This is a genomic window from Streptomyces silvisoli (assembly GCF_029269905.1).
Classification (GTDB): Bacteria; Actinomycetota; Actinomycetes; order Streptomycetales; family Streptomycetaceae; genus Streptantibioticus_A; species Streptantibioticus_A silvisoli_A.
In genome coordinates this window covers 18,143-34,020 of sequence record NZ_JARJBC010000024.1, presented here as the reverse complement: position 1 = coordinate 34,020, position 15,878 = coordinate 18,143, and the positions used below count along the sequence as shown (strand labels likewise).

The window sequence follows — 15,878 nt, the reverse complement described above, 5'->3', positions numbered from 1 at the left end:
TTCCTTTGCGCCGACCTCAACAGCCAGGCGACGAGAATCTGCTCTGTTGATACGGCCTGCCACGGACCGAGGTTCAAAGACGCCGTCCCAGAGGCGTTGCGCGGTGCGCCGCACAGCCGACTCCAGGTGCCGAGCACCCTCGCCGCCCCCCGAGCCCTCCGCTGCCGTTCGTCGCCCGCCATCGACGCCGCTCCGGCACTCCGTCCCGTCGGCGCTGAGGACCAGCGCGTCCAGCCCGCCGAGCTGTGGCGTGCCGCGTGGAGGCCGGTGCTTGAATGAGGACATGAAGGGGTGTTTGCGGCGGTTCCAGACCGGACGGACCCCGTCCCGCCGCCGCGAGTCCCTGCCCAACCTGCGCAGCGCCGCCGGGCAGGTCTTCGTCCTGCAGATCGTGATCGTCGTGCTGCTGGTGGCGGCCGCTGCGGCGGACCTTGTCGTCCAGGCCCAGCGCGACGCCACACAGCAGGCCCGCGGGGAAGCGGTCGCCGTTGCCCAGACCTTCGCCCACGGCCCCGGCATCGTCCAGGCGCTGCGCGGCCCGAACCCCACGGCCGCCCTGCAGCCGCGCGCCGAGGCCGCCCGCAAGGCGGTCGGCGTGGACTTCATCGTGGCGATGAACACCCACGGCATCCGCTACACCTATCCCGACCCGCGGCAGATCGGGAAGCCGTTCGTCGGGACGATCGTCCCCGCGCTGCACGGGCACACCGTCGTCGAACAGGCTGGCGGGCCGCCGCTGCCCGGCGGCAAGGCGGGAGCGGGCATCCAGGCGGTCGTTCCCGTCACCGCGCCCGGCGGCACCGTCGTCGGCCTGGTGTCGGCCGGCGACACCGTCAGCGACGTCGCCGGGCTGTGGAAACCGCAGCTGCCCATCGTCCTCGGCGCTGGCGCCGCGGCCCTGGCCCTGGCCACCGCAGGGACGGCCCTGACGGCCCGGCGCTTGCGTCGGCAGACGCACGGCTTGGGCCCGGCGCAGATGACGCGGATGTACGAGCACCACGACGCCGTCTTGCACGCCGTGCGCGAAGGCGTCCTGATCACCGATGCCGCCGGGCGCCTCCTCCTTGCCAACGACGAGGCGCGGCGCCTGCTGGCCCTGCCTGCTGACGCCGAAGGGCGGAACGTGCGCGAGCTGGGGCTGGCCGACGACATGGCGGGCCTGCTGGCCTCCGCGAAGCCGGTCACCGACGAGGTCTGCCGGACCCGGGACCGCCTGTTGGCCATCAACAAGCGGCTGACCTTCCCGTTCGGCGGCCCGGGCGGCAGTGCCGTGACCCTGCGCGACACCACCGAGCTCGCGACCGTCACCGGCCGGGCCAAGATGGCCCGGGAGCGGCTCAGCCTGCTGTACGAGTCGGGCACGCGCATCGGCACGACGCTGGATGTGGCCCGCACCGCGCAGGAGCTGGCCGAGGTGGCCGTGCCCCGGTTCGCCGACATCGTCACCGTCGACCTGCTCGACGCCGCCCTGCGCGGGAACGAACCCGCGCAGCAGGCGCACCGCAGGATGCGGCGCACCGCGGTCAGCGGCGAGCGGGAGGCGCTGCCGCTGTACCCGGTGGGTGAGCTGATCACCTTCGCGGCCGACACCCCCCAGATACGGGCGCTGGACCGCGGCCGGGCCGTGCTGGAGACCGACCTGCGGCAGGCGGCCGGCTGGCGGCAGCAGGATCCGCAGCGCAGCGGACCGGCGCTGGAGCGCGGCCTGCACTCGATGGTGACCGTGCCACTGCGGGCCCGAGGCGTCGTCCTCGGCGTGGCGACCTTCTACCGGACCGGCCACACGCAGCCGTACGACCCGGAGGACGCCTCCCTCGCCGAGGAGCTGGCCGCCCGAGCGGCCGTGTGCATCGACAACGCGCGCCGCTTCGCGCGCGAGCACACCATGGTGGCAACGCTGCAGCGCAGCCTGCTGCCGCGCGATCTGCCCGAACAGGACGCCCTCGAGGTCGCATGGCGCTACCTGCCCGCCGAATCCGGGGTGGGCGGCGACTGGTTCGACTTCATCCCGCTGCCCGGCGCCCGCGTGGCCCTCGTCGTCGGCGACGTCGTCGGACACGGTCTGCACGCGGCGGTGACGATGGGTCAGCTGCGCACCGCGGTACACAACTTCGCGGCACTCGACATCCCGGTCGACGAGGTGCTCGGCCACCTGGACGAACTCGTCCAGCGCATGGACAGTGAAGAGACCGCCGACCAGGCCCGCGAGGGGCACGGCCCGGACGGCCAGAGGCCGCACAGCATGACCGGCGCCACCTGCCTGTACGCGATCTACGACCTGGCGACGGGCACATGCACGCTCGCCCGCGCCGGCCACCCCGGACCGGCCGTTGCGTACCCGGACGGCCGCGTCGCCTTCCCCGATGTGCCGGCCTCGCCCCCGCTCGGCCTCGGCGGCCCGTTCGAGACCGCCGAGCTGCGCCTGCCGGAGGGCTCGCAACTGGTCCTCTACACCGACGGACTGATCGAAGACCGCACCCGCGACATCGACGTCGGCCTGGCCGGGCTACGCCGGGCGCTTCAGCAGGCCGCCGGGCGTGCCCCGGACGAGACGTGCCAGGCCGTGATCGGCGCCCTCGTGCCCGCCCACCCCACCGACGACACCGCCCTGCTGGTCGCCCGCACCCGGACGCTCGACCCGTCCAGGGTGGCCGAGTGGGACGTGCCCTTGGACCCGGCGGCGGTGGCCTCGGCGCGAGCCCGCTGCGGCGAGACCATGCGGCGGTGGCAGTTGGAGGAGCACGGCTTCACCACCGAGCTGATCCTCAGCGAACTGGTCACCAACGCCATCCGCTACGGCGCGCCGCCGGTGCGGGTGCGGCTGCTACGGCAGCACAGCCTGATCTGCGAGGTGTCGGACGGCAGCAGCACCTCGCCCCGGCTGCGCTGGGCTGCGACCACGGACGAGGGCGGGCGTGGACTCTTCCTGGTGGCGCAGTTCGCGCAGCGCTGGGGCACGCGGTACACCCCGACCGGCAAGGTCATCTGGGCGGAGCAGCCCCTCACCGGCGAGATGCCGACCGCCGCTGCGGACAGCTCCCTGGCCGATGCCCTCCTGGAGCAGTTCGACGAGTCCGATCTCTAGCCCGACCGGCCCGCCGGTCCGCGCAGCCGGACGGCCAGGGCCCGCGATGTCCTGGTCCAGCCCGCCGCAGTGCAGTAGCAGGTCCTCGTGGAGCCGGTGCAGACCAGCCCGCCCGGCAGCGCCGCGGTCTGCCGCCGCAGCCACCGCGGCAGCGGGAAGAACTCGCCGCTGGGGTTGTGCCACCCGCACCCGCGACCACGGTTCTGTCGGCCGTAGGGCGTGCCGCATGTCTGCGTACGGCAGCAACGTCCGTACGCAGACCCGCCGCCACCGCCTCCCGGCACGGGGAGCCGACGCGGATGGCGGGCACACTGCCTGTCAACTCCGCAGCTCAACAAGCCAGTTGGCGAATTGCCCCGGTGTCCGTGGGTAACAGTAGGAGGTCGTGCGGAGACTTCGCGTCGGCCATCGCCAAAATCGGCCGGTGCCCTATGCAGCCAGCCATCTGGCCGGTAGTTTTCGCTCCCTCCTCACCGTCAACGGGGGACGAGCCCTGGCTCAAGAAGGGGGCACCATGCGCGAGTTCAGTCTCCCTCTCCTCGTGGCACCGTTGCGTTCAGGTGGCTTGGCCGACTCGCTGTACGAGGTGGCGGCCCGTGAACCGAGTCGAGTCCTGCTGGCCAAACGAAGCCCTGCCCGACCGGACGAGTGGACCGCGGTGACCGCGACCGCCTTTCGTGACGAGGTCGTGGCGCTGGCCAAGGGCCTGTTGGCCGATGGCATCGGCTTCGGGGACAGGGTGGCCCTGATGGCGCGGACGCGGTACGAGTGGACGCTCTTCAGCTACGCGCTCTGGTCGATCGGCGCCCAACTGGTCCCCATCTACCCGACGTCCTCGGCGGAGCAGGTCTGCTGGATGCTCTCACACACGCAGGCGGTGGCTGTCGTCGTCGAGGGAGAGGACCACGCGATGACCGTCGGAGCCGTGTGCGACAGGCTCCCGGCATTGCGCTGGATCTGGCAGATGGACAGGAACTGCGTGCCGGAGCTGTGGGCTCGGGGCCGCGGTGTGCCCGATGACCTGGTGGACGAGTTGCGCTGGTCGGTGGAGCCGCAGTTCCCCGCAGTCATCGCCTACACCTCGGGCACCACCGGCAGGCCCATGGGATGCCTGATCTCCCATCTCAATCTGGCAGCCCAGTGCGACACCCTTCTCGCGGGCTGGAGTTCACTGCTCGCCGAGCCCGGCGAGGAGCCGTCGATCCTCACCTTCCTTCCGCTGTCGCACGTCTACGGGCTGGTGGTACAGGTCGCTTGCCTGCGCGGAGGCATCATGATGGGTCATGAGCCGCGTCTGACGGCTGATGCGCTGCTGGCTGCCTTCGCCTCCTTCAGGCCGTCGTTCGTCTTCGCCGTGCCGTACGTCTTCGAACGGATCCTGCGATGTGCACGAGGCGCCGCGCAGGAGGCGGGTCGGGGATACCTCTTCGACAAGGCCCTCGATGTGGCCGTGCGCTACGCCGAAGCGATGGAGCAGTTCGTCTGGGGTACCGGACGCGGTCCGGCACCGGGCCTCAAGGCGGCGCACGCGGTCTTCGACCACATGGTGTACAAGAAGCTCCGGGCCGTCTTCGGCGGGCGGGTGCGGTACGCGGTCACCGGTGGTTCACCGTTCAGCAGGGCCCTGGGGCTGCTTTTCGCGGGTGCGGGTATCACGGTGTACGACGGCTACGGACTCACCGAGACCACGGGCGCGGTCACGGCCCAGCCGCTCGGCCGGGTGCGGTTCGGCACGGTGGGCCGCCCGATGCCGGGAAACTCGGTGCGCATCGCGCACGACGGCGAGGTGTGGGTGCGCGGGAGTACGGTGTTCTCGGGCTACCTGGGTGACCCGATGGCCACCGAGGGGGCACTGCGGGACGGCTGGCTGCGCACCGGAGACCTCGGATACCTCGACGGCGACGGCTATCTGACCATCACCGGCCGCAAGAAGGACGTCATCATCACCAGCGGCGGCAAGAGCGTGTGCCCACTGATGCTGGAGGAGCGGTTGCGTCAGCATCCGCTGATCTCCCAGTGCGTCGTGGTGGGTGACAACCGGCCGTACGTCGGTGCGTTGATCACCCTGGAGCCCACGGCGTTGACTCGCTGGCAGCGGATGGTCGACGGATCGGCGTTAAACGGCCGAGGAGTGGTGTCGGCGAACCAGGCCTTGCACGCGGAGATACAACAGGCGGTGTCCAGAGCCAACACAGCGGTGTCCCGCGCGGAGTCGATCAGAGCGTTCAGGATCCTGCCGAACGAGTTCAGCGTGGCGGACGGTCTGCTGACCCCCTCCCTCAAGCTCCGCCGCAGCGCGATCGTGAAGGTCTACGCGGCGGAAATCGACCAGCTCTACGCCGGCTAGCGGCTGTCTTCGACGCCTCCAGCTTTTTGTGCCGGGACTTCGCCATCGGCATTAGCAGCGGCGGGCCCCGGGATGGTGCCACAACGCCGGGGATCTCCCGTAGCGCTTAAAAATGGCTTCACCGGCTGTGAGCTGGGACGCGGTGAACTGGCGTCGCAGCACCGTGACCTCGTGCCGGAGGATGAGTATCTCGGCGTTCTTCGTCGCGGTAGACCGGCACAGCAGGCCAGCCACGCAAAGGTCCGCGCGGTCATCAAGTAGATCATCCGTACGAGCATGACGAAGGACCGTGCCCGACTGCGGGGACAACGCCCAGGTCAGCAGCGGTGAAGCAGTTTTGAAGCGCTACGCGCCGCAGCTCACCTTGGATCTGACGTGCCATCAGGTTTGGTGGTCGGCCGGGACCGGCCGGTGGTTGACGCCACTTCCAGCGCGCCAGGCGCAGGTGCCAGACCGGCAGCGTGCCTGGGGTGACCACAGGTGCTGCCGCAGGGCGGACGGCAGATGCTGCGCGAGAGCGGACAGCACCGCGCGGTCTGTCCACGAGATCCGCGGCCGCTCGACCTGCCAGCGCAGGATGGTGACCTCGCGGTGCAGGGCGAGGATCTCGGCCTTCTTCGCGACAGAGGGCCGTCCCAGCAGACGAGGACTACGTGGACTACCCGAACGACCGCAGGGCCACCACCAGCGATCACGCCCGGGAGGCGGCTGCCCGGAAAGTCGCCGGTCATTCGCTGCACGGCGGTAACGACATCCTTCAGGCCCAAGGTCCGGATTTTCACGCGGGAGACGCTTCAGCGGACCGCGGACCTGACCTCGGCACGGCAGATGTGAAGACCGAGCCACACCAAATCCCTCGACGCCTCACCACCTACCGTGCACACTCCTGTGCTGGCCCGGGCCATGGCCACCGCCTGATTCGGCGGCCACCGCAGCCTGCGGCGGCCAGCCCGGCACGCAAGTGCGCAACTTCTTTACCGGAATCTTGGGTCCCCCCTTACCGGGCCCACCCGTACCATCTGGCACCACGTCGCGAGGACGGACATCCCTTCCTCGGTGGAACCGGCGTACAGCAGCACCTTGGGAGGCCCACATAGGAGCACACCGCGCCGACGGGCAGCCGCCAAGGCCGACACACCACGGGAGCCGCGTGATGACCGCCGTACCCCAGCCCCTCCAGGAGACGCTGACCTCCGGCGACCTCGTGTCCGAGATCCGCTCGCGCACTCCTCACATCGGCGGCAACCCCGGCGGCTGGCCGGGGCTGACCCTCTACCGCTATACGCAACCGACAGCGCCTCAGTGGGAGGAGGTCAAGTCACTGTCGCTGTGCGTGATCGCGCAGGGCCGCAAGTGTGTCGTGTCGGCGGGCCGGCCGCACTACTACGACCCGTTCAACTACCTCGTCCTCAGCAGCAGCCAGCACTTCACCGCCGAGATCCTGGAGGCGACGCAGGACAAACCGTTCCTCTCGCTGGTGCTGCAGATCGATCCCACCCTGGTGCGGCGCGTCTCCTCCGACATCCTCGACCGGCGGGCGGTCCCCTTCCAGCCGAAGCTGCACGGCACACCGGAGCCCGTCTTCGTCTCGCCGCTCGACTGCGCCCTGATGTCGGCCACGATCCGGTTCCTGCAGGCCACACACACGGGCGCCGACCGCAGGGTGCTCGCGCCGCTGTATCTGCGCGAGATGGTGTACCGGGTACTGCAGGCCGAACAGTACGAGCGGCTTATCGAGATAGCGGCCACCGAAGTGGTGAGCAACCCGGTCAGCGACGTCATCTCCTATGTGCAGCGGAACATGTCGGAGCCGTTGACCGTGAGCGACATGGCCGAGCAGGTCGCCATGAGCCCGTCCGCCTTCTCACACCTCTTCCGTGAGGTAACCGGAAAATCCCCTTACCAGTTCGTCAAGGAGATGAGGCTGAATCGGGCGCGCGATCTGCTGATCGATCGGCAGATGAGTGTCACCAAGGTGTCCCGCGCCGTCGGGTACGCCAGCACATCGCATTTCATCAACGAGTTCCGTGACCGGTTCGGGGCGACACCGCGCGCTTACTGTGATCTCCAGCGGATCTCCCGGGAACTCGGTTCGCGGAACAGCGGCTGACCCCGCGTCCCCGCTCTGCCGGTGGGAAAGTCGCGCACAATCGGGTGGACGGCGGGCCGGCCGCCGTCCACCATGCACTGCCGGTCAGCCTTCGCCGAGCGGTGCGGCCGGTGCGGACAGCAGCGCCACGAGCCGCTCGGCCAGCGGCGCCGACGACGCCGGGTTCTGGCCGGTGTGCAGGTTGCCGTCGGAGACCACGTGCCCCTCGAACGCCGCGCCGCTGCGCTCGTACGCGCCGCCGCCGTCCGTGAGGCGGTCCTCCAGCAGCCACGGGGCCTGGTCGGCGAAGCCCATCGCCGCTTCCTCCTCGTTGCTGAAGCCCGTCACCCGGCGCCCCGCGAAGAGCCACTCGCCGGTGGCGGCACGGGCCGGCAGGAAGGCGGCCGGGCCGTGGCAGACGGCCGCCACCGGCTTGCCGGCCGCCGTGAAGGCCGCGACAAGCGCGCCGAACGGCTCGGACCGCGCGAGGTCCTCCATCGGGCCGTGGCCGCCCGGCACGAAGACGGCGTCGTAGTCGGCGGCGTCGGCCGCGTCCAGGTCGACCGGTGAGTCGAGCTCCGCGGAGATCCCCTCCAGGTAGGCGCGGAACCGCTTGCCGGGTTCCTCCGAACCGCCGTTGACCGCCGCCGAGAACCCGGCCTCGTCAGCCGTGGGACGGACCCCTCCCGGGGCGGCCGCGACAATGTCGAAACCCGCGTCGCGGAAGATCTCGTGTGGGACCACCAGTTCCTCCGGCCAGAAACCGCACGGGTGCTTGGTGCCGTCCTTCAGCGTCCAGTAGTCCGATCCGGACACCGCGAACAGTACGCGTGTCATCGCAAACCTCTCTGCCGTCGGTCGCTTCCGTATGGGTGTTCGTTGAAATGTGCCGACAACGTTAGGCACGAAGTCCACGGCCGCCACCCGGTTCCACCGGAATCCGCTATTTCTCGACCGGAATGCGCAGACGCCGCGGGGCTGGTACCGGAATCCGCAGTTGTCCCGCAGGAATCTGCGATGCGACCGCCGGAAGGCCGGCCCTAACGTCAAGGCGTCCCGGTAACGAACTGTTCACCTGGAGTTGACATGGCGCGCATCGCGTACCTCGTGTCCAGCGCGAAGGAACTGGCCCTCGCCGACGGCACCCGGCACCCCACCGGCTACTTCGCGGAGGAGGCACTCAAGCCCTACGAGCGCTTCTGCGCGGCGGGGCACGACGTCGTCGTGGTCACGCCCGACGGGCTGGCGCCGACCGCCGACCCGTACGGGCTCGAACACTTCTTCCACTACCCGGAGGAGGACCAGGACTTCTTCGCCTCCGTCACCCGCACCTTCCACCACGACCCGGACGACATCCGCATCACCCTGCACCAGACCACCGAGCTCGGGCTGGTGGCCGCCCGCAGGATCGTGGAGCGGCTGACCAGCCGGGGGACGGCGCCCTCCGAGGCCCACGCGCTGGTCAGCCGCGCGGCCAAGATCGCCTGGAGCCAGGACCGCCGGCTGGTGGACGTGATGGTGGACGAAGGGCTGGACGGCGGCCTGAGCAGGCAGGAGATCCAGCAGGCCGTCGACGAGCTCGACGCGGCGGCCCGGGCGCTGTCCGCGGAGCGGCGCCGCAAGCTGGACAGCATCGAGGGGTTCACGCATCCGGTGGCGCTCTCCACGCTGAGCGACGAGGAACTGGCGGGCTTCGACGCCGTGTTCGCGCCCGGCGGCCACGGCCCGATGGTCGACCTCGCCGACAACGCCGACGTCTCCCGGCTGCTGCGCGTGCTGCACCACAAGCAGGCGCCGATCGCCTCGCTGTGCCACGGCCCGGCGCTGCTGCTCTCCGCGCCCGAACGCGCGGACGGGCAGTGGCTCTTCGACGGCTACCGCATGACGTGCTTCACCGACGAGGAAGAGGACCAGACGGTCGCCGGGCGGCTCGGCATGGCCTGGTACCTCGATACCGCGCTGAAGAACGCGGGCGCGGTCTTCGACGACGCGCCGAGCGCCTGGGTGTCCCACGTCGTGGTGGACCGCAACCTCATCACCGGGCAGAACCCCGCCTCCAGCGAAGCCACCGCCGACGCGGTGCTCAAGGCGCTCGCCGCGTGAGGGCCGCCGCGAGGTGGCGGCCGCGATCGTGCCGGGCGTCGGCGCCGTGGCGCCGTGACCGTGCCAAAGGGTCCGAAGGAGCACAGATCATGAACGAAACGCCTACCGAGACGGTCAGGGCGTTCCTGGCCGCCGTCCGACGACGGGACACCGACGCCGCGATGGCGCTGGTCAGCCCGTCCGCCGAGGCCAACCTGCACCCACTGCGGGTCAGGAACGGCGGCGCCGATGACATCCGCGCGCTGGTCACCTCGACGGTGAACGCGTTTCCCGACCTGCGGCTGACCGAGAGGAACCTGCTCGAACTCGGCGATGTCGTGGTGGTGGAGCTGAAGCTGGAGGGCACCCAGGCAGCCGACTACCTCGGTGTCGTCAACCAGGAGAAGCACATCGACGTGGACCAGGCCTGGCGGTTCACGGTGGACACCGCGGCGATCACCGGAGTCGACGCCTACTGGTGCCAGAACCAGCTCTACCGCCGGCTTGCCGTCAAGCGGCTGGACGAGGTCGCGATCGTGGGAGGGGCGGCATGACCACCGCGCAGGACGACATGACCACGGCTCAGGACGGCACGGCGACCCCCGTCGCGGCGGCGACACGCAAGGCCGTCGCCACCGAGACCGCCGCCCGGCTCTTCGAGGCGTACCGCAGGCACGACGTCGAAGCCATGACCGACATGTGCACCGACACCGCCGAGTTCTCCTACGTGCCGTACGAGGTGTGGGGCAAGCAGCGGGTGCTGCGCGGCGACGGCAAGGTCAAGACGGTCGGCAAGACCATCTGGGCGGGACTGATCCACTCCTTCCCCGACCTGTTCAACACGGTCCACAGCATCGACTCCAACGACCACGGCGACGCGGTCGTCTCCTGCGACATCGGCGGCTGCCAGCAGACGGCGTGGGGGTTCGCCGAGCCCCGGGGCGGATCGTTCAGCGAACCGCACCTGTTCATCCTCCACATCGACGAGGAGGGACTCATCGACACGGTGCGCGCCTACTGGGACGCGGCCGGCATCAACCGGCAGCTCGGTCACCTCGAGGTCGACTGAGCTGCCGAAGGACTGAAGGACTGAAGGACTGAAGGACGGGAGGCAGGAGGCAGCGATGAGTCTGCTCAAGCGTGAGGAATGGCAGCACTTCGTCCGCGACGTGGACTGGACCTACAGCTACGCCGACGACGACGCGGTGTTCCCGGAGTGGCACAGCGGCACCGGAATGGTGCCCCGCGAGGCGTGGGCCGCCTGGGAGGAGGACTACAAGGTCAGTTACCCGGAATACGTGGCCACCCAGCGGGAGAAGGAGTCGGCCGCCTACGCGGTGAAGGCAGCGTTGCAGCGCTCCTCGAACTTCGACCGACTCGACGAGGGCTGGCGTTCGTCGACCAAGATGCACTTCGGCGGGGTGGCGCTGGTCGAGTACGCGGCCGTGCTGGGCGAGCTGAAGATGGCCCGGTTCGGTCTCAACGGCTCGTGGCGCAACATGGCCACCTTCGGCGCGCTGGACGAACTGCGGCACTCGCAGATCACCACGTTCTTCGGGCACGAGTTCATCAAGAAGGACCCGCAGTACGACTGGACGCAGAAGACCTTCCACCAGAACAACTGGGTGCCGGTGTCGCTGCGCAACCTCTTCGACAACATGATGATCGCGCCGAACGTGGTGGACCTGGCCATCGGCCTGCCGTTCACCTTCGAAACCGGCTTCACCAACCTCCAGTTCGTGGCGCTGTCCGCGGACGCGCTGGAGGCCGGCGACGTCAACTTCGCCAACATGATCTCCTCGATCCAGACGGACGAGGCCCGCCACTCGCAGCAGGGCGGCCCCACGATGGAGATCCTGGTCGAGCACGACCCGGTGCGGGCCCAGTGGGTCATCGACCGCAACTTCTGGGGCTCGGCTCGCGCCTTCGCCGCGCTGACCGGCCCGGCCATGGACTACTACACGCCCCTGGAGCACCGCAAGCAGTCCTACCGGGAGTTCATGGAGGAGTGGATCATTGACCAGTTCATCCACACCATCGAGGACTACGGCCTGAAGAAGCCCTGGTTCTGGGACGAGTTCATGCGCGGACTCGACACCTGGCACCACGGCCTGCACATGGGACTGTGGTTCTGGCGGCCCACCCTGTGGTGGCGGCCGAAGGCCGGCGTGTCCAAGGACGAGCGCGAGTGGCTGCGCGAGAAGTACCCGAACTGGGAGGCGGTCTACGGCGGCAAGTGGGACACGCTGATCGACAACGTCAACGCCGACAACGTGGAGGCCACTCTCCCCGAGACGCTGCCCTGGCTGTGCAGCATGTGCAACCTGCCGTGCTGCAACGCGGTCCAGTCCCGGTCGGGCCGGTGGCGGGTGCCGGACTGGTCGCTGACGTACGACGGCAGGACCTACCACTTCTGTACCAACGCCTGCCGGCAGATCTGGTGGAAGGACCGCGACAACGTCAACCACCAGACACTGATCGAACGGTTCCTGGCCGGCCAGATCCAGCCCATGGACGTCGGCGGCATCCTCGCCTACATGGGGATGACCCCGGACGTCATGGGCGACGACCCCGACTACGAGGCGTGGACCAAGGACTACGTCGGCCGCCCGGCCACCGGCCTGGCCCTCACCGGCAAGGAGACGAGCGCATCATGACCCACGCGACGGGCGCGGACACCGCCCGGCCCGCACCGGCCGTCGTACCGCTCAACGCGGTCTTCGCCGATGACTTCGTACAGATCCTGGTGGCAGTCACTTCGGACAACACCGCCGCCGAGGTGGCCGAGGCCGTGGCGCACCACGTCGAGGGCAAGCGGGTGCGGGCACTGCCGTACCCCAAGGTCGTCTTCCACAACGGCCGCCGTCTCGCGCCGGGCACCACCGTGACCGAGGCCGGAATGCAACCGCTCGACCACGTCCGGGTCGAGTACGACATCCCAGAGGGGGCGGCATGAGCCGGCTGGTAGGCCCGGTCCTGCGAATGGGAGACGACGTCGACCAGGTCATCGCGGCCATCGAGGACGACAACCCGGACCAGGACATCGAGGTCGTCGACCGCGGCGCCTACGTGCGGGTACGCGGCGCGCGGCGCGTCACGGTCACGCTGGAGACCCTGCGCCGCTACCTCGGCCCCGACTTCGAGATCCGCTCGATGGAAACGATGATGTCCTCCTTCGTCGGGCGCGTCATCACCACCAGCGACTCCATCACCTGGGAGGACATCACCGCCAGGAGCAAGGCGGCGGCGGAAGGAGCAGCGGCGTGAGCACCACACCCAGGAAGCCGCGTCCGCGGCGGACCTTCAGCGCCTTCGGCGACGTCCGCAGGATGCCGAGCGAGTACGAGATCGTCACCCACGGCCAGAACTGGACCACCCGGCAGAACCGCAACGCGGCGTTCGAGCAGAACCCGTCCTCCCCGCCGAACCTGTGGTTCCTCACCTACCGCGACAAGTCACCGCTCGCCGTGGACGACTGGGAGCAGTTCCGCGACCCCGACACCCTGACCTACCGCGCCTACGTCAACCTCCAGGCAGAGGCCGAGGCCAAGACCGGCGGCGTACTGGAGGAGTACGCCAAGGCCGGCGCCGACCGCGCGCTGAGCTCCGGTCAGGTCGCCCTGCTGGGCGCGCTGTACACCCCGTCGCGCTACCTGGTGCACGGCTTCCAGCAGATCCAGGCATACATCGGCTACATGGCGCCCAGCTCGTACATCACCAACGCCGCGGCGTTCTCCACCGCCGACCTGCTGCGCCGGCTCACCCTGACCGGCTACCGCACCCGCGAACTGCAACTGGCCGCACCCGGCGCGGGGATCGGCGAGCGGGAACGGCAGGTCTGGGAGCAGGACGAGGCGTGGCAGCCCGCACGCCGGGCCGTGGAGAAGGCACTGATCGCCTACGACTGGGCCGAGTCGTTCACCGCGCTCGACCTGATACTGGCGCCGACCCTCGACGATGTGCTGCTGCGGCAGTTCGGCCAGGCGTCGCGGGAGGCCGGCGACGAGGAGTCGTGGCTGCTGTCGAAGTACCTGCAGGACGACGCCGACCGGCGGGCCCGCTGGAGCGCGGCCCTGGTCGCCTTCGCGGTGGGCCGGCGGCCGGAGAACGAGGCCGTGCTGCGGCGCTGGATCGACCGCTGGACACCGGCCGCCGACGACGCCGCACAGGCGCTGGGCTCGCTCCTGGAGCGCTTCGGGCCCACCGGTTGGACCGCCGCACGGGTGGCCGCCGAGGCCCGCGCCGCCCGGGAGTCCTTCCACGACCGGCTGTTCGAGAGCTCCGCCGCCGGCAACCCCGAAACGGGACGGAGGCAGGCCTGATGGGCGGCGCCGCCACGGGGCAGTGGCAGGAGGCCATGCGCCTCGACGACCTGTGGGAAGGCGACATGCAAGGCGTCGAGGTGGCGGGGACGAAGGTGCTGCTCGTCAACGTCGACGGCGAGGTGCGCGCGTACCAAAACCGGTGTCCGCACCAGGCGTGGGCCCTGGACGAAGGGGACTTCGACGGGCAGACCATCACCTGCAGCCGGCACCTGTGGGAGTTCGACGCCGACACCGGGCAGGGCGTGAACCCCGGCACCTGCCGGCTGACGACCTACCCGTGCCGGGTCACCGAGACGGGGACGATCATGGTGGACGTGGGATGAGCCGGGAACGGCAGGTGATCGTGGGCGGCGGCGTCGCGGGAGCGGCCGTCGTCCGCGGTCTGCGCGAGGCGGGGTTCGACGGAGAGGTGCTGCTGGTGGGGGAGGAGCCCCACCAGCCCTACGAACGCCCGCCGCTGTCCAAGGAGTTCCTCGCCGGAGCGGCCGACGAGGACGGCCTGTACGTGCAGCCGGCCGACTGGTACCAGGAGCAGGACGTCGAACTGCTGCTGGGCACCCGGGCCACCGCCATCGACACGGCCGCGCGGAAGCTCAGCGTGTCCGCCCGCGGCGGCACGACCACGCTGCGGTATGACGGACTGCTGCTCGCCACCGGGGTCCGGCCCAGGCGACTGCCCGGGGTGGCCGGTGAGCGTGTCCACTATCCGCGGACCGTCGACGACGCCAGAGCGCTCCGTGCGGACCTGCGCACCGCCGAGCGCGTCGTGGTCATCGGCGCGGGCTTCATCGGCTGCGAGGTGGCCGCGACCGCGGTCGGGCTGGGGAAGACGGTCACCGTGTTCGAGCCGGACACCACCCCGTTCCGCCGCAGCCTCGGCCCGCTGGTCGGCATGGCGCTGATCGGCATCCACCGCTCGCACGGCGTGGACGTGCGGCTCGGCGAGGGCGTGCGGCAGGTGGACCGGACCACGAACGGAACGCTGCTCGTCACCTCCACCGCGGGCCACCGCGTGGAGTGCGACGTCATCGTGGTCGGCGTCGGCGCGCAGCCCAACACGGAACTGGCGGCCGCGGCCGGGATCGAGGTGGACAACGGCATCGTCACCGACGCCATGGGCCGCACCTGCTGCCCCCGCGTCTACGCCGCCGGCGATGTGGCCATGCAGTACCACCCCCGCTACGGAGAGCACATCCGCGTCGAACACCACGACACCGCCACCCGGCAGGGCGTCCAGGTGGCACGGAACATGCTCGGCGCGGACGAGGAGCTCACCGAGCCGTTCTGGTTCTGGTCCGACCAGTACGAGCACAGCGTGCAGAGCACCGGGCGACTGCCCGAGGTGTTCGAACCGGTGGTGCGCGGATCGGTGGAGGACCATTGCTTCTCCGCGTTCGCCTGGTCCGAGGGCAGGGTGAACGGCGTGGTCTCCCTCGACCGGCCGCGCGACGTCCTGGACGTCCGGCGCCTGGTCTTCCAGGAGCACCAGGTCACCCGGGAGCAACTGCGCGACGAGTCGGTGGCGCTGAAACGGCTGGCCCCCCGGCCGGTCAGAACGACCGGCGCGCGGTCGTAAGTGTGACGGAGGTGTGTTCGCATGACGGCGTTGACGGAACTTGTGGTCCGCGAGGAACAGGCACGGGTGGTCCAGTCCGACGCGTTGGCCGCGCTGAGGAAGGTGACGGGGCTGCCCGCGTCGGCGGCCGTGGCGCGACTGCGGTACGGCCCCGGCCGCACCTGCGAGCCCGTGGCGCGCATCCTCGACCGCGCACTGGCGAAGGCCGGTGTGGCCGGCATCCGGCCCGACCAACTCGTGGTGGCGGGCGGCTGCGCCCGCCGGGCCGAGGACATCGTCCGGGTACGGCGCAAGGCGCACGGCAAGGCCGACTGGATCAGCAGCGAGACCTCGGACATCGAAATCCGCCTGGAGCCCGCCGGGTTGAGGGCGTC

The 15,878-nt window shown here is 70.1% G+C and carries 13 protein-coding genes and 1 pseudogene; 13 read left to right on the top strand and 1 reads right to left on the bottom strand.

The annotated features are described in order from the left end of the window. The first annotated feature begins 283 nt into the window (after window positions 1–283). The 3 genes from P3G67_RS29345 (at window position 284) to P3G67_RS29335 (ending at window position 7,542) form a co-directional block, all read left to right on the top strand. The gene (locus tag P3G67_RS29345; RefSeq protein WP_276096184.1) at window positions 284–3,085 is read left to right on the top strand and encodes a SpoIIE family protein phosphatase; all 2,802 of its coding nucleotides are present in this window, start codon (window positions 284–286) and stop codon (window positions 3,083–3,085) included. 514 nt (window positions 3,086–3,599) lie between these two features. After that, on the top strand, window positions 3,600–5,432 hold the full coding sequence (locus P3G67_RS29340; RefSeq protein WP_276096183.1) for an AMP-dependent synthetase/ligase: 1,833 nt from the start codon (window positions 3,600–3,602) through the stop codon (window positions 5,430–5,432). Window positions 5,433–6,585: 1,153 nt separating this feature from the next. Then, window positions 6,586–7,542 carry an AraC family transcriptional regulator gene (locus tag P3G67_RS29335; protein ID WP_276096182.1) on the top strand — a complete coding sequence of 319 codons (957 nt, stop codon included), beginning with the start codon at window positions 6,586–6,588 and terminating at the stop codon, window positions 7,540–7,542. Between the two features lie 84 nt (window positions 7,543–7,626). Here the strand turns inward: P3G67_RS29335 and P3G67_RS29330 are convergent, their stop codons facing one another. Beyond that, window positions 7,627–8,358, bottom strand: a complete 732-nt coding sequence (locus P3G67_RS29330; RefSeq protein WP_276096181.1) for a type 1 glutamine amidotransferase domain-containing protein — start codon at window positions 8,356–8,358, stop codon at window positions 7,627–7,629. Window positions 8,359–8,607: 249 nt separating this feature from the next. Here P3G67_RS29330 and P3G67_RS29325 point away from each other — a divergent pair, with 249 nt between their 5' ends. The 10 genes and pseudogenes from P3G67_RS29325 to P3G67_RS36370 all read left to right on the top strand — a co-directional run. Beyond that, entirely contained in the window at window positions 8,608–9,624 is a 1,017-nt protein-coding gene (locus P3G67_RS29325) for a DJ-1/PfpI family protein (RefSeq protein WP_276096180.1), read from the top strand. 89 nt (window positions 9,625–9,713) lie between these two features. Next, a complete protein-coding gene (locus tag P3G67_RS29320; RefSeq protein WP_276096179.1) occupies window positions 9,714–10,157 on the top strand; it encodes a nuclear transport factor 2 family protein in 444 nt (147 codons plus the stop codon). Continuing rightward, window positions 10,154–10,672, top strand: coding sequence for a nuclear transport factor 2 family protein (locus tag P3G67_RS29315; protein WP_276096178.1), 519 nt, complete (start codon window positions 10,154–10,156; stop codon window positions 10,670–10,672). The genes P3G67_RS29320 and P3G67_RS29315 overlap by 4 nt, the downstream gene beginning before the upstream one ends. Before the next feature lie 55 nt (window positions 10,673–10,727). Further along, a complete protein-coding gene (locus P3G67_RS29310; RefSeq protein ID WP_276096177.1) occupies window positions 10,728–12,260 on the top strand; it encodes a toluene monooxygenase in 1,533 nt (510 codons plus the stop codon). Further along, the gene (locus tag P3G67_RS29305) at window positions 12,257–12,559 is read left to right on the top strand and encodes a toluene-4-monooxygenase system B family protein (protein WP_276096176.1); all 303 of its coding nucleotides are present in this window, start codon (window positions 12,257–12,259) and stop codon (window positions 12,557–12,559) included. The genes P3G67_RS29310 and P3G67_RS29305 overlap by 4 nt, the downstream gene beginning before the upstream one ends. Next, entirely contained in the window at window positions 12,556–12,870 is a 315-nt protein-coding gene (locus P3G67_RS29300) for an MmoB/DmpM family protein (protein WP_276096175.1), read from the top strand. Before P3G67_RS29305 ends, P3G67_RS29300 begins: the two co-directional genes overlap by 4 nt. Next, complete coding sequence (locus tag P3G67_RS29295) at window positions 12,867–13,925, top strand: hypothetical protein (protein WP_276096174.1); 1,059 nt, start codon at window positions 12,867–12,869, stop codon at window positions 13,923–13,925. The genes P3G67_RS29300 and P3G67_RS29295 overlap by 4 nt, the downstream gene beginning before the upstream one ends. Then, window positions 13,925–14,251 (top strand): Rieske 2Fe-2S domain-containing protein, encoded by a 327-nt coding sequence (locus tag P3G67_RS29290; protein ID WP_276096173.1) that lies wholly within the window; start codon window positions 13,925–13,927, stop codon window positions 14,249–14,251. The genes P3G67_RS29295 and P3G67_RS29290 overlap by 1 nt, the downstream gene beginning before the upstream one ends. After that, window positions 14,248–15,504, top strand: a complete 1,257-nt coding sequence (locus tag P3G67_RS29285) for an NAD(P)/FAD-dependent oxidoreductase (protein WP_276096171.1) — start codon at window positions 14,248–14,250, stop codon at window positions 15,502–15,504. Before P3G67_RS29290 ends, P3G67_RS29285 begins: the two co-directional genes overlap by 4 nt. A 21-nt stretch (window positions 15,505–15,525) precedes the next feature. Beyond that, window positions 15,526–15,843: pseudogene (locus P3G67_RS36370) on the top strand (uL22 family ribosomal protein); the annotation flags it as partial. Window positions 15,844–15,878 lie beyond the last annotated feature (35 nt).

Coding starts and splice junctions, on each gene's coding strand:
- P3G67_RS29345 (WP_276096184.1), top strand. CDS start 284: ATGAAGGGGTGTTTGCGGCGGTTCCAGACCGGACGGACCCCGTCCCGC.
- P3G67_RS29340 (WP_276096183.1), top strand. CDS start 3,600: ATGCGCGAGTTCAGTCTCCCTCTCCTCGTGGCACCGTTGCGTTCAGGT.
- P3G67_RS29335 (WP_276096182.1), top strand. CDS start 6,586: ATGACCGCCGTACCCCAGCCCCTCCAGGAGACGCTGACCTCCGGCGAC.
- P3G67_RS29330 (WP_276096181.1), bottom strand. CDS start 8,358: ATGACACGCGTACTGTTCGCGGTGTCCGGATCGGACTACTGGACGCTG.
- P3G67_RS29325 (WP_276096180.1), top strand. CDS start 8,608: ATGGCGCGCATCGCGTACCTCGTGTCCAGCGCGAAGGAACTGGCCCTC.
- P3G67_RS29320 (WP_276096179.1), top strand. CDS start 9,714: ATGAACGAAACGCCTACCGAGACGGTCAGGGCGTTCCTGGCCGCCGTC.
- P3G67_RS29315 (WP_276096178.1), top strand. CDS start 10,154: ATGACCACCGCGCAGGACGACATGACCACGGCTCAGGACGGCACGGCG.
- P3G67_RS29310 (WP_276096177.1), top strand. CDS start 10,728: ATGAGTCTGCTCAAGCGTGAGGAATGGCAGCACTTCGTCCGCGACGTG.
- P3G67_RS29305 (WP_276096176.1), top strand. CDS start 12,257: ATGACCCACGCGACGGGCGCGGACACCGCCCGGCCCGCACCGGCCGTC.
- P3G67_RS29300 (WP_276096175.1), top strand. CDS start 12,556: ATGAGCCGGCTGGTAGGCCCGGTCCTGCGAATGGGAGACGACGTCGAC.
- P3G67_RS29290 (WP_276096173.1), top strand. CDS start 13,925: ATGGGCGGCGCCGCCACGGGGCAGTGGCAGGAGGCCATGCGCCTCGAC.
- P3G67_RS29285 (WP_276096171.1), top strand. CDS start 14,248: ATGAGCCGGGAACGGCAGGTGATCGTGGGCGGCGGCGTCGCGGGAGCG.